The sequence below is a fragment of the Pseudomonas sp. SB113 genome (genome assembly GCF_040754745.1).
GTDB lineage: Bacteria > Pseudomonadota > Gammaproteobacteria > Pseudomonadales > Pseudomonadaceae > Aquipseudomonas > Aquipseudomonas grimontii.
In genome coordinates this window covers 1-25,591 of the sequence record NZ_JBFMHW010000006.1, presented here as the reverse complement: position 1 = coordinate 25,591, position 25,591 = coordinate 1, and the positions used below count along the sequence as shown (strand labels likewise).

The 25,591-nt window shown below is 58.3% G+C and carries 22 protein-coding genes; 12 read left to right on the top strand and 10 right to left on the bottom strand.

Annotated features, from left to right (window positions below; all coding sequences use genetic code 11):
- The first annotated feature begins 7 nt into the window (after nucleotides 1-7).
- The 6 genes from AB1462_RS09775 (at nucleotide 8) to AB1462_RS09750 (ending at nucleotide 7,642) form a co-directional block, all read left to right on the top strand.
- Nucleotides 8-1,120 carry an ABC transporter ATP-binding protein gene (locus AB1462_RS09775; protein WP_367246651.1) on the top strand — a complete coding sequence of 371 codons (1,113 nt, stop codon included), beginning with the start codon at nucleotides 8-10 and terminating at the stop codon, nucleotides 1,118-1,120.
- Between the two features lie 84 nt (nucleotides 1,121-1,204).
- Nucleotides 1,205-2,254 carry an ABC transporter substrate-binding protein gene (locus tag AB1462_RS09770; protein ID WP_090402276.1) on the top strand — a complete coding sequence of 350 codons (1,050 nt, stop codon included), beginning with the start codon at nucleotides 1,205-1,207 and terminating at the stop codon, nucleotides 2,252-2,254.
- 19 nt (nucleotides 2,255-2,273) lie between these two features.
- Entirely contained in the window at nucleotides 2,274-3,485 is a 1,212-nt protein-coding gene (locus tag AB1462_RS09765; protein ID WP_090402274.1) for an ABC transporter permease, read from the top strand.
- Complete coding sequence (locus AB1462_RS09760) at nucleotides 3,485-4,285, top strand: ABC transporter permease (protein ID WP_090402272.1); 801 nt, start codon at nucleotides 3,485-3,487, stop codon at nucleotides 4,283-4,285. The genes AB1462_RS09765 and AB1462_RS09760 overlap by 1 nt, the downstream gene beginning before the upstream one ends.
- A 413-nt stretch (nucleotides 4,286-4,698) precedes the next feature.
- The gene (locus tag AB1462_RS09755; protein ID WP_367246650.1) at nucleotides 4,699-6,330 is read left to right on the top strand and encodes an amidase; all 1,632 of its coding nucleotides are present in this window, start codon (nucleotides 4,699-4,701) and stop codon (nucleotides 6,328-6,330) included.
- Nucleotides 6,331-6,418: 88 nt separating this feature from the next.
- Nucleotides 6,419-7,642: an OprD family porin gene (locus AB1462_RS09750; RefSeq protein WP_367246649.1), complete on the top strand. Its 1,224-nt coding sequence runs from the start codon at nucleotides 6,419-6,421 to the stop codon at nucleotides 7,640-7,642.
- A 53-nt stretch (nucleotides 7,643-7,695) separates the two neighbouring features.
- On the opposite strand, the gene AB1462_RS09745 is transcribed toward AB1462_RS09750, so the two are convergent.
- From AB1462_RS09745 to AB1462_RS09730, 4 genes are all read right to left on the bottom strand, one after another.
- Nucleotides 7,696-8,496, bottom strand: coding sequence for an IclR family transcriptional regulator (locus tag AB1462_RS09745; protein ID WP_090402266.1), 801 nt, complete (start codon nucleotides 8,494-8,496; stop codon nucleotides 7,696-7,698).
- A gap of 74 nt (nucleotides 8,497-8,570) precedes the next feature.
- The gene (locus AB1462_RS09740; protein WP_090402264.1) at nucleotides 8,571-9,911 is read right to left on the bottom strand and encodes an MFS transporter; all 1,341 of its coding nucleotides are present in this window, start codon (nucleotides 9,909-9,911) and stop codon (nucleotides 8,571-8,573) included.
- 62 nt (nucleotides 9,912-9,973) lie between these two features.
- Nucleotides 9,974-11,563, bottom strand: coding sequence for a GMC family oxidoreductase (locus AB1462_RS09735; RefSeq protein WP_367246648.1), 1,590 nt, complete (start codon nucleotides 11,561-11,563; stop codon nucleotides 9,974-9,976).
- A gap of 30 nt (nucleotides 11,564-11,593) precedes the next feature.
- Entirely contained in the window at nucleotides 11,594-13,024 is a 1,431-nt protein-coding gene (locus AB1462_RS09730) for an NAD-dependent succinate-semialdehyde dehydrogenase (protein ID WP_090409880.1), read from the bottom strand.
- Nucleotides 13,025-13,214: 190 nt separating this feature from the next.
- On the opposite strand from AB1462_RS09730, the gene AB1462_RS09725 reads away from it, so the two are divergent.
- The 5 genes from AB1462_RS09725 (at nucleotide 13,215) to AB1462_RS09705 (ending at nucleotide 16,923) form a co-directional block, all read left to right on the top strand.
- Nucleotides 13,215-13,610 carry a cupin domain-containing protein gene (locus AB1462_RS09725; protein WP_090402260.1) on the top strand — a complete coding sequence of 132 codons (396 nt, stop codon included), beginning with the start codon at nucleotides 13,215-13,217 and terminating at the stop codon, nucleotides 13,608-13,610.
- On the top strand, nucleotides 13,607-14,374 hold the full coding sequence (locus AB1462_RS09720; protein ID WP_090402258.1) for an aldolase/citrate lyase family protein: 768 nt from the start codon (nucleotides 13,607-13,609) through the stop codon (nucleotides 14,372-14,374). Before AB1462_RS09725 ends, AB1462_RS09720 begins: the two co-directional genes overlap by 4 nt.
- A gap of 30 nt (nucleotides 14,375-14,404) precedes the next feature.
- Nucleotides 14,405-15,337: a DUF6282 family protein gene (locus AB1462_RS09715; protein ID WP_146371632.1), complete on the top strand. Its 933-nt coding sequence runs from the start codon at nucleotides 14,405-14,407 to the stop codon at nucleotides 15,335-15,337.
- 10 nt (nucleotides 15,338-15,347) lie between these two features.
- Nucleotides 15,348-16,409 carry a dihydroorotate dehydrogenase gene (locus AB1462_RS09710; protein WP_090402254.1) on the top strand — a complete coding sequence of 354 codons (1,062 nt, stop codon included), beginning with the start codon at nucleotides 15,348-15,350 and terminating at the stop codon, nucleotides 16,407-16,409.
- A gap of 160 nt (nucleotides 16,410-16,569) precedes the next feature.
- Nucleotides 16,570-16,923, top strand: a complete 354-nt coding sequence (locus AB1462_RS09705; RefSeq protein ID WP_090402252.1) for a DOPA 4,5-dioxygenase family protein — start codon at nucleotides 16,570-16,572, stop codon at nucleotides 16,921-16,923.
- A 274-nt stretch (nucleotides 16,924-17,197) separates the two neighbouring features.
- Here the strand turns inward: AB1462_RS09705 and AB1462_RS09700 are convergent, their stop codons facing one another.
- Nucleotides 17,198-18,328, bottom strand: coding sequence for an ABC transporter substrate-binding protein (locus tag AB1462_RS09700; protein ID WP_367246647.1), 1,131 nt, complete (start codon nucleotides 18,326-18,328; stop codon nucleotides 17,198-17,200).
- Nucleotides 18,329-19,464: 1,136 nt separating this feature from the next.
- On the opposite strand from AB1462_RS09700, the gene AB1462_RS09695 reads away from it, so the two are divergent.
- Nucleotides 19,465-20,169: a nitroreductase gene (locus AB1462_RS09695; RefSeq protein ID WP_367246646.1), complete on the top strand. Its 705-nt coding sequence runs from the start codon at nucleotides 19,465-19,467 to the stop codon at nucleotides 20,167-20,169.
- Nucleotides 20,170-20,288: 119 nt separating this feature from the next.
- Here AB1462_RS09695 and AB1462_RS09690 read toward each other — a convergent pair whose 3' ends face one another.
- From AB1462_RS09690 to AB1462_RS09670, 5 genes are all read right to left on the bottom strand, one after another.
- A complete protein-coding gene (locus AB1462_RS09690) occupies nucleotides 20,289-21,455 on the bottom strand; it encodes an acyl-CoA dehydrogenase family protein (RefSeq protein ID WP_367246645.1) in 1,167 nt (388 codons plus the stop codon).
- Between the two features lie 417 nt (nucleotides 21,456-21,872).
- Nucleotides 21,873-22,733 carry an SDR family NAD(P)-dependent oxidoreductase gene (locus tag AB1462_RS09685; protein ID WP_367246644.1) on the bottom strand — a complete coding sequence of 287 codons (861 nt, stop codon included), beginning with the start codon at nucleotides 22,731-22,733 and terminating at the stop codon, nucleotides 21,873-21,875.
- 399 nt (nucleotides 22,734-23,132) lie between these two features.
- Complete coding sequence (locus tag AB1462_RS09680) at nucleotides 23,133-23,672, bottom strand: MarR family winged helix-turn-helix transcriptional regulator (protein WP_367246643.1); 540 nt, start codon at nucleotides 23,670-23,672, stop codon at nucleotides 23,133-23,135.
- A 212-nt stretch (nucleotides 23,673-23,884) separates the two neighbouring features.
- Nucleotides 23,885-25,321: an NAD(P)(+) transhydrogenase (Re/Si-specific) subunit beta gene (locus AB1462_RS09675; RefSeq protein WP_090401238.1), complete on the bottom strand. Its 1,437-nt coding sequence runs from the start codon at nucleotides 25,319-25,321 to the stop codon at nucleotides 23,885-23,887.
- On the bottom strand, nucleotides 25,321-25,591 hold a 271-nt coding region (locus AB1462_RS09670), incomplete at its 5' end, for an NAD(P) transhydrogenase subunit alpha (protein WP_367246642.1). The genes AB1462_RS09675 and AB1462_RS09670, both read right to left, overlap by 1 nt.

Below are 25,591 nucleotides of genomic sequence, written 5' to 3'. Positions count from 1 at the left end.
GGTCCCTATGCCTGTACCCGATACTTCCTCACCCCACCCGCAGAGCCCGGTGCTGGTTCGCTTTGAAGGTGTCCACAAGACTTATGACGAACGCAGCTGGGTGGTCGACAACCTGGACCTGAACATCCGCCAAGGCGAGTTCCTGTCCCTGCTCGGCCCCAGCGGCTCAGGCAAGACCACGACCTTGATGATGCTTGCCGGTTTCGACGCGCCGGACCGGGGGCGCATCCTCATGGAGGGCAACGACATCAGCAAATTGCCCGCCTACAAGCGTGACATGGGCGTGGTGTTCCAGAGCTACGCGCTGTTCCCGCACATGAGCGTGGCACAGAACGTCGCCTTCCCGCTCAACCTGCGCAAGGTGCCCTCGGCCGAGGCAAAGGAGCGCGTCAAGGAAGCTCTTGCGCTGGCACGCCTCGAGGGTTTCGAAGAGCGCAATCCCGGCCAACTGTCCGGTGGCCAGCAGCAACGTGTGGCACTGGCCCGTGCGTTGGTGTATCGCCCGCGCATGCTGTTGATGGACGAGCCGCTGGGGGCACTGGACAAGGCACTGCGTGAGCACATGCAACTGGAGTTGAAGGCCATCCATAAACAGCTGGGCATCACCTTCGTCTACGTCACCCATGACCAGGACGAAGCGATGACCATGTCCGACCGTGTCGCCGTATTCAATGAAGGCAAGATTGCGCAGATCGATTCCCCGCAAGCCATCTATAACCGCCCTTCAACCCGCTTCGTCGCCAACTTCCTTGGCGAAACCAATGTGCTGGAAGGCGTTGTGCTGAGTACCTCGGGTGGCCAGGCGCAGATCCGCCTCAGCGAAGATGGCTCGGTCCATGAAGCGTCCTGCGCCGACCCGAAACTGGCGGCGGGCAGCGCAGCCGCGCTGGCGATTCGTCCCGAAAACCTGCGCCTCGCCGCACCCGGCGAAGTGGCGGTCCAGGCCTGCGTGATCGACAGCATTTTTCACGGTGCCCACTGCAAATTGCGCTTGCACATGACCAACGGCACTGAGCTGTCTATGACCTACAACCCGGGCAGCCTGGGGCGAACGCCGCCGATACCGGGTGAAATGCTCGCGCTGGCCTTGCCAGGCATGCAGGCAATGATCCTGCGCTGAACCACCCAAAAGAATAATGACTGTATCGATCTGTTGCCGTACTGCTGCCGACAATAACCACACCAAATGGCTGGGAGTCACATCATGTTCAATCCATGCTCCATTCGTAGCTTTACCTTCATCCTGTGCGGGCTTGCCCTGCTGCACGGCACCGCCCAAGCCCGCGACCTGACAGTCGCTTCCTGGGGCGGCGCTTACCAGGATGTTCAGCGCAAGATCTTCTTCACCCCTTACAGCCAAGCCAGCGGGAACAAGGTGATCGATGACAGCTGGGACGGCGGTATCGGATTGTTGCGCACCCGCGCGGAAGGTGCGGACAGCGGTTGGGACGTCGTACAGGTCGAAGCTGAAGACCTGCAACTGGGGTGCAGCGAAGGGCTGTTTGTTTCGATGGACTTCCAGCGCATCGGCGGCAAGGACAACTATATTCCCAGCGCCGTCAGCGAGTGCGGCGTCGGCAGTGCGGTCTATAACTTCGTGCTGGGCTACGACACCAGCAAAGTCAGCCGTGCCCCGAAAGACTGGACCGACTTCTTCGACACCCAGACCTTTCCCGGTAAACGCGCGCTGCGCCAAGGCCCCAAGGGTAACCTGGAGATCGCGCTGATGGCCGACGGCGTTGCGCCGGCCGATGTCTACAAGACCCTCAATACCCCAGGCGGCGTCGAGCGCGCCTTCAAGAAACTCAACACCATTAAAAGCCAACTGCTGTTCTGGAAAGCCGGCGGCCAACCGATGCAATTGCTGGCGTCAGGCGAAGTGAGCATGACCACCTCGTACAACGGCCGGGTGACCAATGCCATCCACCAGGACCACAAGCCGTTCGGCCTGGTGTGGAACCAGTCACTGCAAACCATGGACAGCTGGGTGATCCTGGCTAACTCGCCCAACGTCGACAAGGCCTACGGCCTGCTCAACGTGATGGGCAAGGCGGAAAATCAGAAGCTATGGCCAAGCCTGCAACCGACCGGCATCACTTCGGTCAAGGGCATTGCCGAGACAGATCCTGCCGCCCTGGCCGATTCCCCCAGTGCACCGCAGAACAGCGCCAACGTGCTGGTGCTCAATGACAAGTTCTGGGTCGATCGTATCGACGAGTTAAACGCCAAATGGACCGCCTGGTCGGCCCAGTGACGCAGATCGAGTACACGACATGAGCACAATTGTTTTGAATGACTCAGTGCCCGTGGTTGCCCGCAAGGATCGAGGCGCGCTCTGGCGCGCCTATGGTCTGCTGGTGCCTTTGGTGGTGTTTTTGCTGCTGACGTTCGTAGGCCCGATCGGCACCTTGCTCTGGCGCGCGGTCGCCGACAACGAACTGCCCCAGGCAATGCCGGCCACCGCCATCGCGGTGGCGCAATGGGACGGCCACTCGGCCCCCGACGAGCGTCTGTTCAAGCCGCTGATCGCAGACCTGAAAACCGTCGCACCGCGTGACCTGGCGTCCGCCGCACGACGCCTGGCTTACGAGGCGCCAGCACTACGCGCCCTGCTCATGGCCGCCAAGCGTGAGGCAGGCAAACTCAAGGGCAGCACCGAAGAGATGCGACAGCTGGACCCACGTTGGCTGGATAACGCCACCTGGCAAACCTTCAAACGTGCCTCTGGCCCCGTCGGGACCTATCACCTGTTGTCCGCCGTGGACATGAAGCACGACTACCAGCAAGGTCTGGTCAGCAAGGATGAAGCCGGGCTATACCGCTCTATCCTAGGGCGGACATTCGGCATCGCCGCCATCACCACCCTGGTCTGTGTGCTACTGGCGTTCCCGCTGTGCGCGTATCTCGACCGCCGCACACCCCGGATGCGCAATGCCTTGCTACTGCTGATCCTGCTGCCGTTCTGGACCTCGATCCTGGTGCGTACCACCGCATGGATGGTACTGCTGCAAGATAATGGCATCGTCAACGCTGCATTGTTGAAACTGGGCTTGATCAACAGCCCCCTGCACCTGTTGTACAACCGCTTCGGCGTTATCCTGGCGCTGGTCCATGTGATGCTACCGTTTATGGTGTTCCCCTTGCTCGCAGCCATGTCCAGTTGCAATCGCTTGCTGGTGCAAGCGGCCTACTCCATGGGCGCTCGGCCGCTGCGGGTGTTCTTTCAGGTGTACATGCCGCAAGTGTTGCCGGGCGTGGCGGCAGGCGCGCTGATGGTGTTCATTGTGACGCTGGGCTTTTACATCACCCCGGCACTCCTGGGCGGGCCTGCTGACCAGATGATCAGTTTCTACATCGCACAGTTCACCACCGGCACGTTGAACTGGGGCCTTGCTTCGGCGCTGGGGCTGGTGCTGCTGGTGGCGACCACCCTGCTCTATCTTATCCAAGCGCATCTGGCGCGCCGCACCACAGGAGCGAAGTGATGGTTCGTAACCCAAACAGCGGGCCGGTTGCCTGGCTCGGCAACCTGGGGCTGTCCTTAGGCGGCTGGCTGGTCCTGGCATTTCTGCTGCTGCCGATCCTGATCGTGCTGCCCCTGTCGTTCAGCGACAACCGCTACATGTCATTGCCGCTGGGGCATTTCACCCTGCATTGGTACGAGGACTTCTTCTCTTCCAGGCAATGGTTGGGCGCACTGTTCAACAGTTTTGCCATTGCCCTCGCCAGTACGGTGCTGGCGGTGGTGCTAGGCGGACTGGCAGCGCTGGGGCTGCGCCATCCGGCGATGCCGGGCAAGCGCGTGATTGAGGTGCTGCTGATCGCACCCATGATCGTGCCGGCGGTCATCGTCGGCGTGGGTATGTACTTCGTATTTTCCAACGCCGGCCTCACCCGTACCTACCTTGGCCTGATCCTGGCGCACACCACGCTGGCAGTGCCCTTTGTGGTGGTGAACGTCGGCTCGGCGCTGGGGGGTCTAAATCAACGCTTGTTATGGGCTGCCGCAAGCATGGGCGCGACGCCCTGGATGACGTTACGCAAAGTCACCCTGCCATTGGTCTCGCCAGGACTGGTGTCGGGTGGTTTGTTTGCGTTCGCCACCTCACTGGATGAAGTGGTGGTGACGCTGTTTCTAGCCGGCCCCGATCAACGCACCCTGCCCCGCGAAATGTTCACCACCGCCCGCGAAGCACTGAGCCCGGTGCTGCTGTCGGCAGCCACCATCATGGTGTTGTTTGCCACGCTGCTGCTACTGGTGTCGCGCTCGGTGAGCCGCCGCTAGTTAACCCCCGCGGCCTGCCTCGCAGGCCCTGCCCCCAACCGCTCACGGGCCAAGCCCGTGGGCCGGCGCACGCCCTTGAAAAGCCTGACTTAGAAACCTGTATTCGGTGCTTGACACGCTGAGCGAAGCCTTACTAACATCGAAACACACAAAGAAATGATGTTTCCCACAGAGAAACAGATAGTCATGCACTTTCGCTCACTGCCAACACCTATCCATTTGCGTCACGTCGCCGGCCTCCAAGCACAGAGAGCCACCATGCACCTCATCTGAACCGACCCGAGGACACTGCCCAACCAATGAGATGACAGCTTTTTCTTGCGTTACACGTTTAGGCCTTTTGCTGGTGAAACCCGGCAACCACAACAAGAAAAACTCCATAAGCCTTTAAACTGCCACTGACAGGAATACTGATGTCCATTACCGAAAACGACTCAAACACCCCGCAAGGCACGGGCGGTACCGATGCAGGCCGCCGCCAGGTTTTAAAAGGACTTGTCGGCGGGGTTATCGCCGGTTCGCTGCCCGGCGTTGCCTGGTCTGCGGCCGTTCAACCCGCCGTGGGCAGCCCCCAAACACCCGCGAAAGCGACGGGAGAGATTGTCGACTGGAGTGCGACCCAATTGAGCCTGGCCATTCATAGGCGGCAGGTGTCTTGCCGTGAGGTGATGGCGGCCTATTTGGCGCGCATCGAGCAGCTCAATCCCACCTATAACGCCCTCGTCGCCCTGCGCGACTCCAACACCCTGCTTAAAGAGGCATCGACCTACGACGTCAAACTCAAGGCGGGCGAATCCCTGGGTTGGCTGCATGGTATCCCGCAAGCACCCAAGGACCTGGCGTTGACCAAGGATATCGTCACCACCTTTGGCTCGCCGTTGCTGCAAAAAAATCAACCCAAGGTAGATTCGATTCACGTCGCCCGAGCGCGGGCTGCCGGTGCGTTGATGATCGGCAAAACCAATACCCCCGAATTCGGCCTCGGCTCCCAAACGTACAACCCTGTGTACGGACCTACCCGCAACCCCTACAACCCGCAGAAAACCAGCGGCGGCAGCAGCGGTGGCGCCGCCACGGCGCTGGCGTTGCGTATGCTGCCGGTGGCCGATGGCAGTGACTTCGGCGGTTCCCTGCGCAACCCGGCGGCATTCTGCAACGTGTACGGCATGCGCCCGAGCCAGGGCCGGGTACCCCGCAGCCCGGCAGATGAAGTGTTTATCTCTCAGCTTGGCTACAGCGGTCCGATGGCGCGCACAGTACCGGACTTGGCGTTGCTGCTGGCCACCCAGTCGGGCCTGGACCTGTCCGATGCGCTGTCGCTGGAAACCTCTGCCGAGTTGGCCGCACTGACCCCGCAAAACGTTGAACACGTCCTTCAGTCTCGACAAACGGGCAAGAAAATTGGCTGGCTGGGGGATTGGGACGGTTACCTGGCCATGGAGCCCGGCATCCTGGCGCTCTGTGAAAAAGCCCTGGGCAACCTGGCCGACCAAGGCATGCTCATCGAACCGCTCAAGTCGCCGTTTGCGCCCGAACGCCTGTGGGACACCTGGCTGGTACACCGCCACTTCGGCATTGGCAATGGCCTGCTGAAATACTACGAGGATCAGGCCAAACGCGCGCTGCTCAAGCCCGAGGCTATCTGGGAAATCGAAGGCTCGCTGAAGCTCTCCGCCGCGGATTTCTTCAACGCCAGCAAAACGCGGAGTGCCTGGTACAAGTCCCTCGTCACGCTGTTTGAACACTATGATTATCTGGCGGCCCCCACCGCCCAGGTGTTCCCGTTTGACGTCAACGAACACTGGCCCACACAAATCAACGGGCGCTCGATGGATACCTACCATCGGTGGATGGAAACCTGCTTTCCATGGACGTTATCGGGCAGCCCGATCATCAGCATTCCGGTGGGTTTCAGCGCTCAAGGACTGCCGATGGGCATGCAATTGATCGGGCGCCCCCGTGACGACTTGGGCCTGCTCAAACTGGCGTACGCCTATGAGCAACACAACGACTGGGTCAACACGAGACGCCCGGCGCTCCAATAAAAACAGCAACGCCACTATCTAACTGAAAGAGCACCGTGCGGCCGCCTTCTTTGGCCGACGCGTGTGCGCCTGCACCTGGGGTATAAAAATGAACAACAAATATGTGTTTCATGTTGCGCTGACCTGCGCCCTGCCCCTGAGCGCGCTGGCCGATAACAGTGGCTTTATCGAGGACTCACACTTCTCCATAAAAGCCCGCAATTTCTATATGAACCGCAACTTTCTCGATGACCGTACTTCCCAGAATTATTCTGAGGAATGGGCACAAGGCTTTATCGGGATTTTCGAATCAGGCTTCACCACGGGTACCATCGGGTTCGGTGTGGACGCCATTGGCCTGCTCGGCATCAAGCTGGATACCGGTAACGGCCGTAAGGGCGGCGGGACGCTGCTGCTCGAAGAGGACAGTGACGGCGCCAAATCTCAATACTCAAAGGGCGGCGTGGCGGTAAAAGCCAAGATATCCAATACCGTATTGAAATATGGCGAGCAACTGATGAGCCTGCCGGTGCTAGCCACCAGCGACAACCGACTGCTGCCGGAGACCACTCAGGGCTGGCTTGTCACCAGCAAGGAAATCACCGACCTGACGCTGCACGCCGGCCACTTCACCGCCATGCGCAGTCGCGACCAGAGCGAGCACGACAGCGGCCACCTCAGTTCCCTCGACCTGTTTGGCGGCAGCTACCAGATCAACCGCAACCTCAATGCCCGGGTCTACCATTCGGATGTCGAAGACTATTGGCGCAAGCACTACGTGGGCGCCACCGCCAGCCTGCCCTTGGGCGAAGGTTACAGCACCAAATTCGACTTCAACGGCTATGACACCAAGAGCCAGGGTCAGCAGCGCGGCGGTGTGTTGGACAACCGCATCTGGAGCCTCTCGGCCTCGCTGGCAGCCGGCCCGCACACGTTCTTGATTGCCCACCAGCGCGTCACTGGCCATGGCAACTACAGCTACGGCGTGGACGGCAACAGCACCGTTTTCCTGGCCAACTCCGTGCAGTACTCGGACTTTAACTACGAAAACGAGCGTTCCTGGCAGGCGCGCTACGACTTCGATTTTGCCGCTCTGGGTGTGCCGGGGTTGAGCTTTATGACGCGCTATCTGAAGGGTACCGACTTCCACACCGCCAAAACCGACGACGGTCACGCGTGGGAGCGGGATATCGAAGCCAAGTACGTGGTGCAATCCGGGTCGGCCAAGAACCTGTCATTCCGGGTTCGTCAGGCCAGCTTTCGCAGCCCGGACCGAGGCTTGAACTTCAACGAGGTGAGGCTGATCACCGAGTATCCGATCAACGTCTTCTGAGTCAGGCATTACCCGGCCACGCCCCGCTGCGGGACGTGGCCGGAGAGCCAGAACTACAGGCGGCGGTAGGTACCCGCGTGCAGTCGTTCGCTGATTTCTGCGGCGGCCGACTGCAACTCGCGCAGCATGGCGGCCGGTGGCGGCGATGGGATCGCCGCGCTTGGGCCAACAATGCCGATGGTCCCGACAATCAGGTCGTTCTCGCGGAAGATCGGGCAGCACAGCGCATTGATACCCAGGGTCACTTCACCGTCGGCGTCGTCGTACAGGCGCTGACGGATCAACGCCAGGCGCTGCACCAATTCATCGGGATCATGCAACGTACGCTCAGTCAGGCGCGGCATCTTGCGCCGCAGCACCCGCTGCTGGCTGGCCGCGTCCGCAAACGCCAGCACCGTTCGCCCCTGGGCAGAACAGTACGGCAGCACGCGGTTACCCGGCTTCACCGAAATGCACACATTGGCCTTGGATTCGACGCACGACACTACCAACGCCGTGTCATGGGTCGCGACCGCCAACAACGCGGTCTGCCCGGTGGCATCGCGGATACGGGTGAGGTAAGGGTCAGCGATGGCGCGCAAATCGAACTGCTCGCCAGCGGCCTCGCCATAGGCCACCAGGCGAGCACCGAGCAGGTATTTTTCGCTGACAGGGTCTTGCTCGAGAATACCGAGCTGGCGCATCGACGCAAGGTGCCGGTAGGTCCTCGGCTTGGCGGTCTGCAGTTGATGAGCGAGTTCGGTCACCCCCAGCGGACGGCGCGCGGCCGTCAGCTCATCAAGCAGGCGGAACACCATTTCCACTGATTCCAGCAGTACGGGGCCGGTGCTGGGCTTTTCGTCATCCTGTACCAAGAGGTCACCTCAAGCGATAGCTGGGAAAGCCCCGATTGTATCGCTTGAAGAAACACTTGTGTTGGTCTGCGACATCAAATGACGGACGCTTCGCCCACCGCCGAGGCGGCACGCGCCGAGGGTAGTTTGACGCGAAACATCACGAACGCGCCGAGCAACGTCATGGCCGCCAGTACATACAGGCCATATTCCAAGTGCCCGCTGCTCTGTTTGACCCAGCCCATCATGAAAGGACTGGCATACCCCCCCAGGTTGCCCACCGTTGCGATCAGCGCGATACCCGCTGCCGCTGCGGTGCCCGTCAACAATACGCCCGGCAGCGCCCAGAGCACACAAAAACCTGCCAGGCCACCGGACATCGCCAGGCTCAGCCCCGCCAGAGACAGCACCGGGTGCTCGTGGAAATACGCCGCGAACGCCAGCCCCAGCGCGGAAGCCAGGTTGCACAGCGTGCCGTGCCAACGCCGTTCACGGGTTCTGTCGGAATGGCGGCTGACCAGCACCATTACCACCGAAGCCACGGCGAAGGGAATGGCCGCGATCAACCCGGTATGGAACAGACTCTTGATGCCCAGCCCCTGAACAATCTGCGGCAACCAGAACGACACGCCATAGGTGCCGCACAGTAACGCGAAGTTCACGTAGATCAGGCACCACAGCGCCTTGTTCACAAATGCCCCACGAAAGTTGTGACTGGCGCCCGCGGCCTCATGCTGCTGACGCTGTGTGGCGAGTTGCTGCACCACCCGGGCATTCTGCTCCGGGGTCAACCAGTGCACGTTGCCAGGCCGGTCATCCAGGTAGAAGTACACAACGATGCCCAGCAATACGGCGGGCAAGCCTTCGAGCAGGAACAACCACTGCCAGCCCGCCATACCGCCGTAACCGGCGAAGGTCTGCATGATCCAGCCGGACAACGGGCTGCCCAATACCCCCGCCATGGCGATGCCCAGGTTGAACCAGGCCATGCCTTGGGAACGGGCATAGGACGGAAACCAGTAGGTCATGTACAGCACGACACCGGGATAAAACCCGGCTTCCGCCATGCCCAGCAGGAAGCGCAGCACATAGAAGGCGTTCGGGGTTTTGACGAACAGCATGGCGATCGACAACAACCCCCAGGTGATCATGATGCGGGTGATCCAGAACCGCGCACCCACGCGCTGCAACACCATGTTGCTAGGGATCTCGCACAGGCAGTAGCCGATAAAGAACACACCGGCGCCAAAGCCGAAGGCCATGTCGCTGAGGCCAATGTCGGCGGCCATCTGCAACTTGGCGAAACCGACATTGACCCGGTCCAGGAAGGCGACCACGTACAACACGAACAGAAACGGCAGGATGCGCCAGGCGATCCGATTGTAGAGCGCGCAGTCCTGCGCGCTGTCGAAGGTGTTCCGGGATATGAGGTTCATCGCTGTACTCTTGTAATTGTTGTATAGGCGAAGAAGCGCCGGTCAAGGCGAGGGTCAGTGACTCAGGCGGCACTCCCCAGGATGAAGTCGGCACAGCGCTCGCCGATCATGATGCTCGGCGCATTGGTGTTGCCACTGACGATGGTTGGCATGATGGACGCGTCGGCCACCCGCAGCCCTTGAACGCCGTGGACCCGCAGGTCCGGCCCGACCACGGCGGCGGCGTCCGTGCCCATGCGGCAGGTGCCCGCCGGGTGGAATACCGTCTTGGCCACACTGCGTACATAGTCCTCCAGGACCTGGTCAGGCACATCGTCGTGGTCCGGTAGCAGCAACATGTTGTGAACCACACTGGCCAGTGCCGGGGCCCGCAGGATCCGCCGCGCGAACTTCACCCCGGCGACCAGGGTGCGCAGGTCGTATTCGTCACTCAGGTAGTTGGCTTTGAGCGACACCTCTTGCATCGGGTCGGCGCTTTTCAGGCGCAACTGGCCACGGGAACGCGGGCGCAAGACACAAGGGTTGATCGAGATCCCGTGACCGCTGGGCGGCAAGCGATCGATGTCGCCGACCAGCGCAGGCACCACATGGAACTGCACGTCTGGGCGGCCGCAGCCGGTGGCGTCGACAAAGGCACCGCTTTCCACCACGTTGGAGCTCAGCAGGCCACTGCGATTGGCCAGGTACTTCAGGCCATGCCCCAACGCGTGCAGACCGCGATCATGGCCCAACAGGCTCACCGGTTTGCGTGTCTGGGCGTAGACCGAAGCACTGAGATGGTCCTGGAAATTCTCGCCGACACCCGAAGCATCGACGCGGGTGGTAATGCCCATCTCGTCCAGATGACACCGTGGCCCGATGCCGGACAGCATCAGCAGCTTGGGCGAAGCAATCGCGCCGGCGCTGACGATCACCTCGGCACGCGCGGTGAATCTGCGCGCCACGCCGTCGCGACCGCTGGCTTGCACGCCGATGACGCGCGCACCGTCGAACAGCAACTCGGTAACGTGTGTATCGGTAAGCACGTTCAGGTTCGGGTCGTTACGCAGCGGCCGCAGGTAGCTCACCGCCGAACTGGCGCGCCGACCGTGGGACGTAGTGGTCTGATAGAACCCTGCGCCCTCCTGGCGTGTGCCGTTGAAATCATCGGTGGCCGGCACCCCGGCCTCGACGGCCGCCTGCACGAAAGCACGGCTCAAGGCGTGATGGTGACGGGGGTCGCTGACGTTGAGCGGGCCCTGCTGACCGTGCAGTTCCCCCCCCAACCGGGCGTTGGATTCGCAACGGCGAAACACCGGCAGCACGTCCTGCCAGCCCCAACCCGGGCAGCCGCTAGCCTCCCAATGGTCGTAGTCTTGAGCTTGGCCGCGAATGTAGATCATCGCATTGACCGAACTGCCGCCGCCCAGCGTTCGGCCCTGGGGGATGTACACCTGGCGCTGGTTGACGAAGGGTTCGGGTTCCGTGCGGTACATCCAGGTACGGCGAGTGCCATGGACCCTGATGAAGGTACCGGGAATGTGGATATATGGATGGTTGTCGGCAGGCCCGGCCTCCAGCAGCAGTACCTGCTTGCCCGCACTCGCCAGCCGTGCGCTCAGCGCACAGCCGGCGGAACCCGCGCCAACGACAATGTAGTCAACGGTTTTCATTGTTATTGTTCTCGATGCGTCGTGGGGTTCTCAGCCGATCTGGCTGACGAACTTGGTGGTGAAGTAAGCGTCCAGGCCTTCACTGCCGCCTTCACTGCCGTAACCGCTGTCTTTCACACCGCCGAAAGGCGTCTCGGGCGCGGCCAGGCCGAAGTGGTTGATGGAAACCATCCCGGATTCCAACTCGTCCGCCAGCAAGGTGGCGCGCTGGATCGAACGGGTAAAGGCAAACGCGGCCAGACCGAACGGCAGGCTGTTGGCTTTCTCGATCACGTCTTCGACGGTGTCGAAACGCACGACGGAGGCGATCGGGCCAAAGGGTTCTTCGCACATGACCCGTGCGCCTTCAGGCACATCCGTCAGCACCGTGGCGGGGTAAAAGAAACCCGGTCCGCCGGTCCCCTTGCCGCCCAATGCCAGGTGCGCACCCAGCGCCAGGGCGTCATCGACGTATTCCTGCACGGCAGTGACGCGACGCGGGTTAGCCAACGGGCCCAATTGCGTCGACGCGTCGTGACCGTCACCCAGTTTGATGGCGGCACCGGCCTTGCAGAACGCTTCGACAAACTGCTCATACACCGAAGATTGCACGTAGAAGCGCGTCGGCGAGGCACAGATCTGCCCGCCATTGCGAAACTTCAGGCCGGCACCCAGAGCGGCCACAGCATTTACATCGACGTCATCACACACAATGAACGGCGCGTGCCCACCCAACTCCAGCGTGCAACGCTTCAGGTGCTGGCCGGCCAGGGCGCCGAGGGACCGCCCCACGGGCACGGAGCCGGTAAAGGAGACCTTGCGGATGACGTCCGAGCGGATCAGGTAATCCGAGACTTCGGCAGGCACGCCGAATACCAGATTCAACACCCCTTCCGGTACGCCGGCGTCCTGGAAGGCACGGCACAGTTCGATGCAGGACGAAGGGGTTTCTTCCGGGCCCTTGGCAATGATCGAACACCCGGCCGCGAGAGCCCCGGCGATCTTGCGTACCAACTGGCTGACCGGGAAGTTCCACGGGCTGAACGCGGCCACCGGGCCCACCGGCTCGCGCAGCACCGTCTGGCGCACACCCCGGACGCGCGGCGGAATCACCCGGCCATAGGCACGCCGACCTTCTTCGGCGTACCAGTCGATATGGTCCCCCGCGCCGAACGCTTCCAGTTTGGCTTCGGCCAGCGGTTTGCCCTGTTCCAGGGTGATCAAGGCCGCAATTTCATCCGAGCGCTGACGCACCAGATCCGCCGCCTTGCGCAGGATTTTCGAGCGATCGTAGGCGGATGTTTTGCGCCACACCTGGAAACCACGCTGGGCCGCTGCCAAGGCGCGGTCCAGATCGGCCGTGGACGCCAGGCTCAACTTGGCAATCTGTTCACCCGTGGCGGGATTGAACACATCAGCCTGGTGGAGATGGGTTCCGGAGGACCATTGACCGTCAATCAGTAGGGATTCGATAACGCGCATGTAGAAGGCCTTCAAAGGATGATTTTTATTTCACTGAAAGAAACATGATTTCTTTATACGACTCAATCCTAGGTTTTGTACGGCTTCACTGTCAAGGTCGAAAAAGCCACTTGACGATCCCTCATTGCGAGCGCTAGCTTTATCTTACAAAGAAATACTATTCCTACAAAAGAAACAAAAGGAACAACATATGAGCCTTGCCAAAGCCCTGCTTCACAATTGGAACGAACTGCCGCGCGAGACTGTGCGCAAAGGCGTCGAGCGCGTGGCATTCCGGGGTGATGACACCCTGTGTGTAATGAACTGGCTGACCCCGGGCATGGACGTGTTTCCCCACAGCCATACCTTCGAACAGCTGGTGATCATCGTGCAGGGTCGCGTGCGCTTTCACCTGGGCGCCGACGTGGTCGAAGGCGGCCCGGGCAGCATGATCCGCATTCCGGCGCATGTGATTCATTACGCAGAGCCCGTCGGCGACGAGGTGGTGATGAACCTCGATGTGTTCTCACCGATTCGCGATGACTATCGACACCTGATCGAGTACCAGGCCGCCGAGTTCGCCGAAGCCGAGCGGTCGCAGGCATGAACCGCCTGGGGTTCGCTTCACGGTTGCGTGCCGGAGAGTCGTTGGTCAGCACCTTTATCAAGACCCCCAGCCATGCGGTCGTCGAGATCGCCGGTGAGTGCGGGCTGGATGCGGTGGTGCTGGATGCCGAACACGCGCCCTTCGATCCGGCCAGCCTGGACCGTGGTTTGCTGGCGTGCCGCGCCGTTGATGTCGCCGGGCTGATCCGTGTCGCCGATGACCGCCCCGCGACCTTGCTGCAAGCCCTTGACCTGGGTGCCGACGGCCTGGTCTTGCCCCATATCGTCGATGGGGCTCAAGCACGCCAGATATTGCAGGCAACCCGGTATCGCAATGGCTGTCGTGGTTTCTCCAACTCGCCCAGGGCTGGCAGCTACGGCCGCGCCAACCTCGCCGAACACATGGCCGCTGAGGACGGTCGTCACGCGATCATTGCCCAGATAGAGGACCGTGCAGCACTGGACAACCTGGCGGCGATCGCCAGCGTCGAGCAGATTGACTGCCTGCTGGTCGGTCGTGCCGACCTGGCCGTCTCGCTCGGCGTCAGTTCACTGGATGATCCGCGCGTCGAGTCCGCTGTCAGCCGCGTGATCGAAGCTGCACGGCAAGCCGGCAAGGCTGCCGGGATTTTTGTCTCCAACAGCGAAGACCTGGAGCGCTTCAGCACCAAGGGAATGCGCTTTTTCATTCTGGGCTCGGACCAGGCGGTGCTGCGTACTGGCTGGACTCAACAGGTACGTCATTTCCACAGTTTGACTCGCTGAGCTGACTGCAAAACAACAAAAGGTAACCCCATGAACGCCATCATCCATACACCCGTCAACGAAGAACGTCAGGCTCGCATCGACAGTCTCATCCGCGGCGCCATTGATCTGCACTGCCACAGCGGCCCCTCAGTCATGCCGCGCTACTGCGACCATATTGAAGCCATGCGCGAAGCCAGCGAGGCTGGTTTGAAGGCGGTGTTGCTCAAGGATCACTATTACAGCTGCACACCCGTGACGACCTTGCTGAACAAGCACTTCAGCGAACTTGACGTTCACATGCTGTCGGGCGTGCCCCTGAACAACTCGGTCGGAGGGCTCAACGTCCATGCCGTCGAGCACGGCTTGAAGCTGGGTGCGAAACTGGTCTGGATGCCAACGTTTTCCTCGGCCAACCACATCGCCCATCACCATCAGGACGAGAAATTTACCGAAAAATTCCCGCAAACCACCCAACGCATGCTACAGCCGATCCCATTGACCGTACTCGATGAAAACGGCCGTCTGAAGGAGGAAGTGAAAGCGATCCTCGACCTGATTGCCGCAGAAGACGTGGTGCTGTCTGCCGGTCATCTGAACATCAAGGAAATCTGGCCGTTGTTCGAAGAAGCTCGCAATCGTGGCGTCAAACGACTGCTGGTCAACCATCCGACCTACGTCGTCGATGCCACGCTCGATGACATGCGCCAATTGGCCAGGGAAGGCGTCTACATGGAGCACTCCATGTGCATGTGGGTACCCGGGTCGAAGTTCAAGTTCTATGACGATCAATTTCTGCAACAAGTGATCGAAGCGGGAACCGTGGGCCTGACCATTCTCGGTTCCGACCTGGGCCAGCAAGGTAATCCAAGCATCGCCGAGGGCTTTCGTAATGTCATTGGCCAACTGCTGGATCTGAACTACAGCGACGAGGATATTCGCAAGATGACCTCCGGTAACGCTTCCCGCTTGATGAATCTGTGAGTGCACGCTCATGACGCGACTTATCACCCAGATTGGTTCACTGTCTTTTAAGAATCCGGTCTTCTGCGGGGCTGGCGAGCAGACCATGACTCGCGATGCCATCCGCGCAGCCCTGGCCAGCGGTGCTGGCGCGGTGGTAGCCAAATCCACCAACGAATCGCAAGCCGCAAAGCACCAACTGGATAAGACGGACTATGTGCTGCTGGATTCGACCTGGAACCGTTTGCCGTGGGACTTCTCTCCACCACCGGATGCCAGCCTTTTCGGTCGTTCAGGTTTGGTACAACGCGGTTTTGCCGAATGGCTCGACGACCTGGCGAAGCTGGACCTCGAAGCTCGGCAGCAGGATGCTTACGTTATTCCCAGCCTGATCCTCAGTGACCTCGAACAATGTGCGGACTTCGCCCGACGGATCGAACAGGCAGGCCTGCGAGTGTTGGAGCTGAACATTGGCGCCCCTCACGGTGAAGAAGCAGCCAAGGGCGCCATCGTCCTTGAGCGAGGCGCGGCACGCATTGAAGCCATTGTGTCGCGTATCCGGCGGGCGACGACATTACCGCTGTGGATCAAGCTCACCGGGCAAAGCGAGGACGTTGTTGGCCTGGCTCAGGCCGCGCGCAGGGGCGGAGCCGACAGCGTCGTGATGATGGGCCGTTTCATGGGTTTTCTGCCGGACCTGGAAACCGGGCGGCCCCTGCTGGGAACCAGTGCCGCAATAGGTGGGGGTTGGGCACTACCACTGACCGCACGCTGGCTGATGATGACGCGCAGAGCCATGGGCGACGACTACCCGCTGATCGCCACCAACGGCGCTCGCAGCGGGCTGGACGTCGCGCGTTTTTTGCTGTCCGGGGCCTGCGCCACAGAGATGACCTCCGCGGTGTTCACGGGCGGCTATGAAGTGTTGTCCCGTGCTGTACGCGAGCTGGATGAATATGTAGTCAAACGAGGTCTCAGCGTCGAGCAACTGCTGGGCAGTGCGGCTGATCAGGTGCAGACCTATCAACAGCAACCTGACCGACCAGAGTGGTGGAAAGGCTTTGCCCCGGAGTGCCCAGGGTCTCCCGCCTGAAACGGCTTGGTCGGGAGATCACTGACAGTTGGCGATTGATGTTGCCTTGAGGAAGGGCCCAAAGGGCCCGTTTTTCAGACTATCATCCGGTCGAACGTGAGGGCGCCGCCACAGCTTTAGGATAGTGTGGCTCGATCTATTCAACAGGATAAATGTACTCATGAGTCGAATTCGTGGATTTCACGCACATGTGTATTTCAGCGCCGAGACGTTTGAGCAAGCCCGCATTTTGTGTGAGCACGCCAGCAAGCTATTTACGTTAAAAATGGGACGTATGCATACAGAGCCGGTTGGGCCACACCCCGACTGGAGTTGTCAGTTAGCTTTTCGCCCGGCCGTCTTTGGAGAACTGGTTCCCTGGCTGGCGCTTAACCGGGGTGAGTTGGTCATCTTCGTTCACCCCATCACCCGTAACGAATTGGCTGACCATCGCGATCATGCCATCTGGATGGGAGAGGTTCGACCGCTGGATCTGTCGACGTTGAATGAAGGCTCGACTGAATATGAACTCTAACTCAAGGCGTTGATGTAAGGTCCTACTGCTGGAATAAATCACCAACAGATAATCTCAAGCGAACGTACAAGCCTCGTCGAAACACAGACACGGCAGCATTGGCTGCAGTGGGTTTGTTCGTAACCCAGATTGACATTGCTACGAAATAGTGTGCGTGGACATGAGATCGAACGATCTCCTTTACCCGCTCGGGTCCCCCTTCATAGCGAAAGGTTCTGGATTTGTTTTGGGCGTGGGGAAACGAGCTCGCAAAATCGCGCTCGCCTCCAAACGGTCAGTGTGCCAACGCTTTGGTGGGATAAAGACCAAGCCAACCCGGTGATGGCTCACCTTTGACTTCACCGAGGTAAAGGCCGATCTGAGCACGGAAGCGCTCGACTGCTGCACGATCAGCCATGAAGTGCTCGAAAGCCGTAGGGTCGGTGTTGGGGTATTCCCAAATCTGCTTATAACCCTTTGGCGGTGCGACGTCCGTCCGTACCGACCACATGTACCAAACCTCACTTTGGGTTTTCTTGTCCAGCAACCAGCTTAGGTAAAGCTTCGCTGTCGCTGGATGTTTAGTGCCTTTCAAGATCGCCGCGCGCTGGGCCCAGGATACGAAAGGATCCTGTTTTGGCAGGACAAAACGCGAATGGGCTGCTGGGTCCGGCCTCAACGCGCCGTCGGTGGAGAACGTCACACTGGACTGTCCGCTTTCAACGTCGTCCGCTGGAGCCTGAGTACCCCGCACGTAGCGAGGTTGTTGATCCCTGAACCGCTCGACATACGACCAGCCATGCTTATCCACCATTTGCTTGAACCAGAACAAGACAGCATCATCATCGTTGGGGTAGGTCACGACAATCTTGCCCTTGAGGTCTTCACGCAAATAGTCATTGGCTTCAAGCGGCCATTGGGCCTGTGGGATCTGTTGGGTGTTCACCACGTTACTGAATGCATCGACAAACACTCCAGTCCATGCACCATCTTTATCGCGAAACGCTGGGTAAACCTTGTCCCAGCCCAGCGGCTTATAATCGAGCAAGGCACCTTCGGCTTTCCATCGAGGATAGTTCTGCAGCGTCTGTAACTGGACCACATCAGGTATCAATTTTTGGGTCGCCAACTGATGGTCGATACGCGCATCGTGGAACTTGCTGTAGTCAACGATGACATCCAAGGTTATACCGGGAAATCGCTCCTCGAAAGCTTTCTTGATACCGTCCTGCTGCCCTGGCGTATCCCCCCCGGCATAGACCACCAATGCTCCGCCTTCAATCTTCGCGTCCTGATATAGTTGATCCAAACTCTTGCTTTCTATCGGCACAGCGGCATAGGCGGACAGTTGAAAACACAAAACCGATAAACCAGATACAACCGTCAGCCACGAACATGGCCTGACCTTACTATCAATAATTTGCATAACATCAATTTCCTTCAGCCGATACACATGAATGGCCATTAACTTTCAGCGATCATGATTAAGCACCGGTTAATAGCACATGAAAGAACAGGCGCGATGATAAAATTCACTACGGTCTTTCCTCCTCTGTTAATCAAGATTGAAGCGTCGAACCAAAACATCCAACTCATCAGACACGTGCACCAATTCATCGGACTTGGCCTTGGCCGTATCGGTCAACTGCGCCAAATGAAAACCGGCGCTATGAATCAGGCCAATGCTTTGGTTTCTGTCTATACCTCGCACAGAACCCCAGCCAGAATTAGCGCTAAAAATAGCGCCCCCTTATATTATTGGCTCTCCAGCGAGTGATTTTTGTTAGTGATCGGCGACCTCTCACGCATCGCGAAACAGACTCTGATACCCGAAAATCTTAGGTATTCAAATAGCAGGCATAACCAAATGTGGAGCCAGCACCTCAGCGCGCCTCGTTCTTGGTTGCTGTGTAATGATGCGTACGCGACCACCCCATAAATCCTCGATCAACCGAGCATGCTGAATACTCCGCCGACTGAGGCATAGAACAACTCAGCACGAGGTAATGGGGTCAACAAAGTCGATCCCGCAGTGGAGCCTGACACTCATGAAGTTGCGGGAGCGTCACTGAATGTGTTTTTCAATGCAGCGAACGCTCCCGAGAGGCTGTTAGGCAACGAGCAGGCAAGGCTGCAGCCGACTGTTGCCCAAGGCAGTGGATGCTTGGGACGCGCAGATTTGGACGCCATGACATGCAGGAACGAGTGGCGCGGGTCACTTCTCATGTCAGCACGACCTGTGATTCACCAGACCCAAGGGCATCCTGACTGCAATTCAGGCGAGCATCCGATGCCCTCCTTCCAAGACAGCAATGAAGCGTGGGCTGAAATGTACCTCCACCTCCTGGCCAAAGCACTAAGAATTTAGTTCATCTTGACAGGCAGGATCTTCAGCATGGTATTATCTAGCGCACTACTTAATAGCATGCTAGATACACACCTGCTTTGGGCCTGCTATTCGTACAGCAACCCTATCCACCTAATCGCTGACCTAAACAAATAACGTCCTGAATGCGCTTCTCAATGATCCGAGATTGAAGCCACTCTCCCCTGGAGGCAAACATGATCGACACACAGTTTTCGAATCAGGTAGACGAAACGCTTACATTCAGTGAGACAGTCCGCGTGCGGCGCTCATATCGTGGATTTCTCTCAACTCCAGTTCCTGAATCAACACTGACTCATATACTTGAGGACGCTCAGCGCGCCCCGTCCAATTGCAACACGCAGCCATGGAGCGTACATATCGTTTCTGATCAAAAACTTGTCGAACTGTCACAAGCAATGCTCGAAAAAAACGATGCAGGTCAATACACGCCTGATTTTTCGTTTGATATGAATGAATATTATGGCGCTTACGCAACACGCAAGGATGCTCAAGGCAGGGCTTATTATGAAGCCATGGAAGTGCCTAGGGACGATAAAGAAGCTCGTCATCGTGCCGCAGCGCACAATTACAAGTTCTTTAACGCACCGCATATAGCGCTTCTATTCATGCCGTCCTTTGGTGACAACGTGCGAGTCGCAGGAGACATTGGCATGTATGCCCAGACTTTTCTTCTTGCTCTTGCTGCACGAGGCCTCGGCGGTATACCCCAGACTTCGCTTGGTTTTTTTGCTGAGACGATCAGAGATGTACTCGGTATTTCTGACGACCTGAAGATGCTATTTGGTATCTCGTTTGGCTACCCGGACGAAAATGCACCCGGCAATCGCATGAAAATGGACCGCGTCGCACTTACTGACTCAGTGACATTTCATCGGTAATAATCAGCATCCGGTAAACTTATATAGTTTTTGCTATTAAACAAGGACGCCGAAGCTATGAACGCTTCGGCAAGACCTTGAATCATGCTCACCCTACCGGTGAAAATCTCAGAAGAAGATCAGTAAGATTTCGGCAAGCCGAGCACTTTTTCAGCAATGAACGACAAAATCAACTGCGGAGAAATCGGGGCTATTCGCGGTAACATCGCCTCTCGAAAATAACGCTCCACATGATACTCCTTTGCGTACCCCATTCCTCCATGGGTGAGTACGGCGGTCTCGCAAGCACGGAATCCAGCTTCGGCGCAAAAGAACTTTGCCGCATTAGCCTCTGCACCACAGGATTTGTGATTATCGTATAACCAAGCCGCACGCTGATACAAAAGTGTGCCGGCTTCCAAATCAACCCAGCGCTCAGCTAGCGGATGCTGGATGCCCTGGTTTTTTCCGATCGGGCGATCAAAGACAATACGCTCCCCGGCATAGCGCGCAGCGCGTCGTAAGGCAGCTCGGCCTAAACCGGTAGCTTCAGCCGCTAGTAATATCCGCTCCGGATTCAAGCCGTGCAGGATATATTCAAAGCCCCGCCCCTCCTCACCGATACGATCCTCTAGTGGTATTTCCAAACCATCGATAAAGAGCTGATTGGAATCTACACATTTTCGGCCGAGTTTTTCGATTTCACGAACTTCTATCTTGCTGCGGTCCAAGTCGGTATAGAACAAACTGAGTCCTTGACCCGGCGACGTAACCTTTTCAATCGGCGTCGTCCTTGCCAAGAGCATGATCTTGTCCGCCACCTGCGCGGTAGAAATCCATACCTTTTGCCCGTTTACGACATATCGATCACCTTGACGCACGGCCATTGTCTTCAGCTTTAGCGTGTTGAGCCCAGTGTTGGGTTCGGTGACTCCAAAACAGGCTTTATTCTGACCATTGATAATCGGCGGCAGCCACCGTGCCTTTTGCTCCGCATTGCCATGCACAACCACGGGATGCAGTCCAAAAACATTCATGTGTACTGCTGAGGCACCAGAGAGCCCCGCCCCCGTGGCGGAAATAGTCTCCATCATCAGGGCCGCTTCGCTGATCCCTAACCCTGCCCCCCCATACTCTGAGGGCATAGCAATACCCAGCCAGCCTGCGCCGGCTAACGCCGAATAGAAATCTTCGGGAAAGCCACCCTCTTGATCTTTATGTAGCCAATATTCGTCATCGAATGACGAGCAAACGCTCTCCACTGCCGCGCGAATAGCGACCTGATCTTCAGTGAGCTCGAAATTCATGTTTTCTCCCCTGCATATTGGCTATCGATTGCACTCGCGCCAGGTCATCGGTGAATGCGGATGCAATCACGACCACAACACAACTAAGTTAGCATATCGTATTGATGCATACAATATTAAGGACATAAGGGAAGTCCTGGGTAGCCCTTAGCTAGCCGCGTTGACACGCTCATAAAAACGGATCGACACCGAGAGCAACCTGTCGGTTACGCGCCAGATAGAGCAATTTCAAGCATCTTGGTCAAATGAAGAGGCGGAACAGTGGGGAAAGGCTTTAGGAGATACTCTTGATGCTTCGGCAGCCGACGGGAGCTCCCGCTGCCCAGGTACCGCTTTCGTCAGTTATCGCGTGCCATGAATCGCCTGAAAGCCCCGAGGTCAACACGCCGGAGCGTTTATTCGTCGATCCATGTACTCCTATCCAAGCGTCCCATGCTTGCCGATTCCAGGCATCAAACCTCGCCAAAAAGCATCCATCTCTTCATCGGAGGCCATTTTGCGCTGCTCGAGCAAGCCCACCGCATTACCCAGGGGGTAACGGGGCTTTGGATACTTAGTTTCCAGCACGTGTTGCACCGCGCACGCCGCATCATCGGGTGTCAACAACTCAGATTCCGAACTGGTGGAAAATTGCTTGTACTGGTCATAATACGGGCCATAGTGTCTCCGCTCTTCCTCCCCCATGCTTTGCAGCCGCGTATCGAGACTTTCGTTGAAGGAAGCGAGCATCGATGTCTTGATGCCCCCAGGCTCGATCAGCGATACAGAAACACCCCATTGACCAGCCTCCAGCCGCATTACATCAGCCAGCCCTTCAAGAGCATATTTGGATGCGACGTAATGGCCCATTAGAGGTGAACCTACCTTTCCCAGGAACGAACCGAGGAAGATGAATCGCCCTGCCGTTTCTCGCAAATACGGCATCGCGACCTGATACGCGGCGAGGTTGCCCAGCACATTTACTTCCATCACCCGGCGCAGAACGTCCAATGGAGCAGTCTCCAGAGGGCCCAACGAGCTGATTCCAGCGCATCCGATTACCCCAACAAGCGGAGCTTTGCTGCCCGAAAGCGCGACTTCCAGCTGTGCCCGGCCATTATCGGGGGATGAGAGATCGGCGACAAAGCCATGGCGAAGGTCGGGTATATCACGCTGAGTTCGTTCGAGATCAAGCGCGTCATGTGCCGAACCCCAGACCTCGTAGCCGCTATTGAGCAGCCGTTTGGCGACGGCCTGTCCAACGCCGCCGGAGGCACCGACAAGTAATACCCGCTTCATGCTGTCATTCCCAATGCCACCTCAGTTAAGAGTTGTGAGGAAGTTATGTCAGGTGTGTGCTTGTCCTTACCGAAATCTACTTACGCCTACAGCCCCTCGCGCATACGATGCGTCAAACCACTGACCCGAAGAACTGCTTGAACGGACTCGCATTTCAAGCGACCCGCCCGTGGTTCCGGGAGCTGTAGGTGAAGCATGAATGCATGCTGTTGTGGTGTATGACATCGCGCCCAAATGAGAAGCTGAGCCATAGCAAATATAGTATATATACATACTATATTGTATTGGCGCAGACGCTCCGAGCGCAGGTAGTCTAGGAAACGAGGTGCGGGTAGGACTGGATTTTGAGACGCAGTCCAAGACTTTAGTCTGAACCCAGGGATGGGAGGCTGATTACAATCAGCTCTCATCAATGTCATTTTCACGTTTGATCAGCACAAGATTTTTCTTAACGCGCATGAGCAAATCAGCCAGTTGGAGCCGCTCCTCTTGATCAAAACCGTCAAGAATTTGCTCACTCAATTCATGGCTCATCTGATGCATTTCCTTGACCATCTGATTTCCCTTGCGAGTAAGGAAAACACGTTTGGCACGACGATCCGTACTGTCTGGTCGCCGCTCGATAAACTCTGAGGCTTCAAGTCTATCGACCAAGCCACCTAACGCGGCCTTACCCAGATCCAACAAATCAGCAAGATCACTTTGAATCATCCCATCGTGGCGAGAAAGATGAGCCAGCACCCACCACTGAGAACGCGTTACACCTAAAGGCTTCATCATTGCATCGAACACAACACGCCGCAGACGCGACACATCGTGCATCAGAAAACCAACGCGCTGATCCCAGTTTTCGTCCTGACTCACCAGATTTTTTTTGCTTTTTCTTTGCGAACGTTTTACCGGTTGAGCGTCGAGCTGAGTGGATTCGTTATCTTGCATTTTTACATTTCCATTTTGAAGAGATGTTAGCTCCGTAATCAAACAGCCCTACACGGCCCTATATTCTGGGCCGAGAAGATTGCGCACTGACCATTACTATACGCTAACATCCCGTCTTCGAGCAGTACCGCTCCGCGCGAGCCTCTGGCGCGTACAACTCATGCCCAGAAGCTTGCTGTAGGCTGCGGTAAACGGCAAGACCGCGCCGTTTACTACTCGACGGCCTTGACCATGTCTTCAATGACCTTCTTCGCATCACCAAAGACCATCATGGTCTTGTCGAGATAGAACAGCTCGTTATCCAGCCCGGCATAACCACTGGCCATCGAGCGCTTGTTGACAATGATGGTCTTCGCCTTGAACGCTTCCAGGATCGGCATGCCGGCAATCGGCGAATTGGGGTCGTTCTTCGCGGCCGGGTTGACCACGTCGTTCGCGCCCAGCACCAGCACCACATCGGCCTGGCCGAACTCAGAGTTGATGTCCTCCATCTCGAACACCTGGTCGTAAGGCACTTCCGCCTCGGCCAGTAGGACGTTCATATGCCCAGGCATACGGCCGGCCACCGGGTGGATCGCGTATTTCACGGTCACGCCACGGTGGGTCAGCTTCTCGGTCAGTTCCTTCAGCGCATGCTGTGCCCGTGCCACCGCCAGGCCGTAGCCTGGAACGATGATCACGGTGTCGGCGTTGGTCAGCAGGAAGGTGGCGTCGTCGGCCGAACCGGACTTCACCGGGCGTGCTTCTTTAGAACCCGCTGCAGCACCGGCATCCGGTGCATTGCCGAAACCACCGAGCAGTACATTAAAGAAGGAACGGTTCATCGCCTTGCACATGATGTACGACAGGATCGCGCCGCTGGAGCCCACCAGGGAGCCGGCGATGATCAGCATCGAGTTGTTCAGCGAGAAGCCGATCCCCGCTGCGGCCCAGCCGGAGTAGCTGTTGAGCATCGAAACGACGACCGGCATATCAGCGCCGCCAATCGGGATGATGATCAGCACGCCCAGCACGAACGCCAAGGCAAGCATCAGTGCGAACGCGCTGAGGTTGCCGGTGAACATGAAAGCCAGGCCCAGGCCCAGTGTGAGCAGGCCGAGCACCAGGTTCAGCTTGTGCTGGCCGCCGAACTGTACCGGTGCGCCTTGGAACAGGCGGAACTTGTACTTGCCCGACAGCTTGCCGAACGCGATCACCGAACCGGAGAAGGTAATCGCACCGATGGCTGCGCCGAGAAACAGCTCCAGGCGGTTGCCCGCCGGGATTGCGTCGCCCAGGTGTTTGACGATGCCCAGGGACTGCGGCTCGACCACGGCGGCAATCGCGATAAATACCGCAGCCAGGCCGATCATGCTGTGCATGAATGCCACCAGCTCCGGCATCTTGGTCATTTCGACGCGCTTGGCCATGATCGAACCGGCGGTGCCGCCGACCAGCAGGCCGACGATCACGTAGCCGATGCCGGCAGTGGCCAGCTCAGCGCCGAGCTTATAGATGAGGCCCACGGTAGTGAGTACCGCCAGCGCCATGCCGAGCATGCCGAACAGGTTGCCGCGCCGCGACGTGGTTGGGTGTGACAGGCCTTTAAGGGCCTGGATAAAGCAGATCGACGCGATCAGGTACAGCGTCGTCACCAGATTCATGCTCATTACTTCGGCGCCTCTTCTTTTACTTTCGGGGCTTTCTTCTTGAACATCTCCAGCATCCTGCGAGTCACCAGGAAGCCGCCGAACACGTTCACTGCTGCGAGGGCCACAGCCAGGGTGCCCATGGTCTTGCCCAGCGGGGTCATGGTCAGCGCTGCCGCGAGCATGGCGCCGACAATCACAATCGCCGAAATGGCGTTGGTCACTGCCATCAGCGGCGTGTGCAGTGCGGGGGTTACGTTCCAGACCACGTGGTAACCGACATAAATCGCC

Coding starts and splice junctions, on each gene's coding strand:
- AB1462_RS09760 (WP_090402272.1), top strand. CDS start 3,485: ATGGTTCGTAACCCAAACAGCGGGCCGGTTGCCTGGCTCGGCAACCTG.
- AB1462_RS09680 (WP_367246643.1), bottom strand. CDS start 23,672: ATGCAAGATAACGAATCCACTCAGCTCGACGCTCAACCGGTAAAACGT.
- AB1462_RS09720 (WP_090402258.1), top strand. CDS start 13,607: ATGAACCGCCTGGGGTTCGCTTCACGGTTGCGTGCCGGAGAGTCGTTG.
- AB1462_RS09770 (WP_090402276.1), top strand. CDS start 1,205: ATGTTCAATCCATGCTCCATTCGTAGCTTTACCTTCATCCTGTGCGGG.
- AB1462_RS09690 (WP_367246645.1), bottom strand. CDS start 21,455: ATGAATTTCGAGCTCACTGAAGATCAGGTCGCTATTCGCGCGGCAGTG.
- AB1462_RS09735 (WP_367246648.1), bottom strand. CDS start 11,563: ATGAAAACCGTTGACTACATTGTCGTTGGCGCGGGTTCCGCCGGCTGT.
- AB1462_RS09675 (WP_090401238.1), bottom strand. CDS start 25,321: ATGAGCATGAATCTGGTGACGACGCTGTACCTGATCGCGTCGATCTGC.
- AB1462_RS09725 (WP_090402260.1), top strand. CDS start 13,215: ATGAGCCTTGCCAAAGCCCTGCTTCACAATTGGAACGAACTGCCGCGC.
- AB1462_RS09700 (WP_367246647.1), bottom strand. CDS start 18,328: ATGCAAATTATTGATAGTAAGGTCAGGCCATGTTCGTGGCTGACGGTT.
- AB1462_RS09685 (WP_367246644.1), bottom strand. CDS start 22,733: ATGAAGCGGGTATTACTTGTCGGTGCCTCCGGCGGCGTTGGACAGGCC.
- AB1462_RS09750 (WP_367246649.1), top strand. CDS start 6,419: ATGAACAACAAATATGTGTTTCATGTTGCGCTGACCTGCGCCCTGCCC.
- AB1462_RS09710 (WP_090402254.1), top strand. CDS start 15,348: ATGACGCGACTTATCACCCAGATTGGTTCACTGTCTTTTAAGAATCCG.
- AB1462_RS09755 (WP_367246650.1), top strand. CDS start 4,699: ATGTCCATTACCGAAAACGACTCAAACACCCCGCAAGGCACGGGCGGT.
- AB1462_RS09695 (WP_367246646.1), top strand. CDS start 19,465: ATGATCGACACACAGTTTTCGAATCAGGTAGACGAAACGCTTACATTC.
- AB1462_RS09730 (WP_090409880.1), bottom strand. CDS start 13,024: ATGCGCGTTATCGAATCCCTACTGATTGACGGTCAATGGTCCTCCGGA.
- AB1462_RS09715 (WP_146371632.1), top strand. CDS start 14,405: ATGAACGCCATCATCCATACACCCGTCAACGAAGAACGTCAGGCTCGC.
- AB1462_RS09775 (WP_367246651.1), top strand. CDS start 8: ATGCCTGTACCCGATACTTCCTCACCCCACCCGCAGAGCCCGGTGCTG.
- AB1462_RS09740 (WP_090402264.1), bottom strand. CDS start 9,911: ATGAACCTCATATCCCGGAACACCTTCGACAGCGCGCAGGACTGCGCG.
- AB1462_RS09705 (WP_090402252.1), top strand. CDS start 16,570: ATGAGTCGAATTCGTGGATTTCACGCACATGTGTATTTCAGCGCCGAG.
- AB1462_RS09765 (WP_090402274.1), top strand. CDS start 2,274: ATGAGCACAATTGTTTTGAATGACTCAGTGCCCGTGGTTGCCCGCAAG.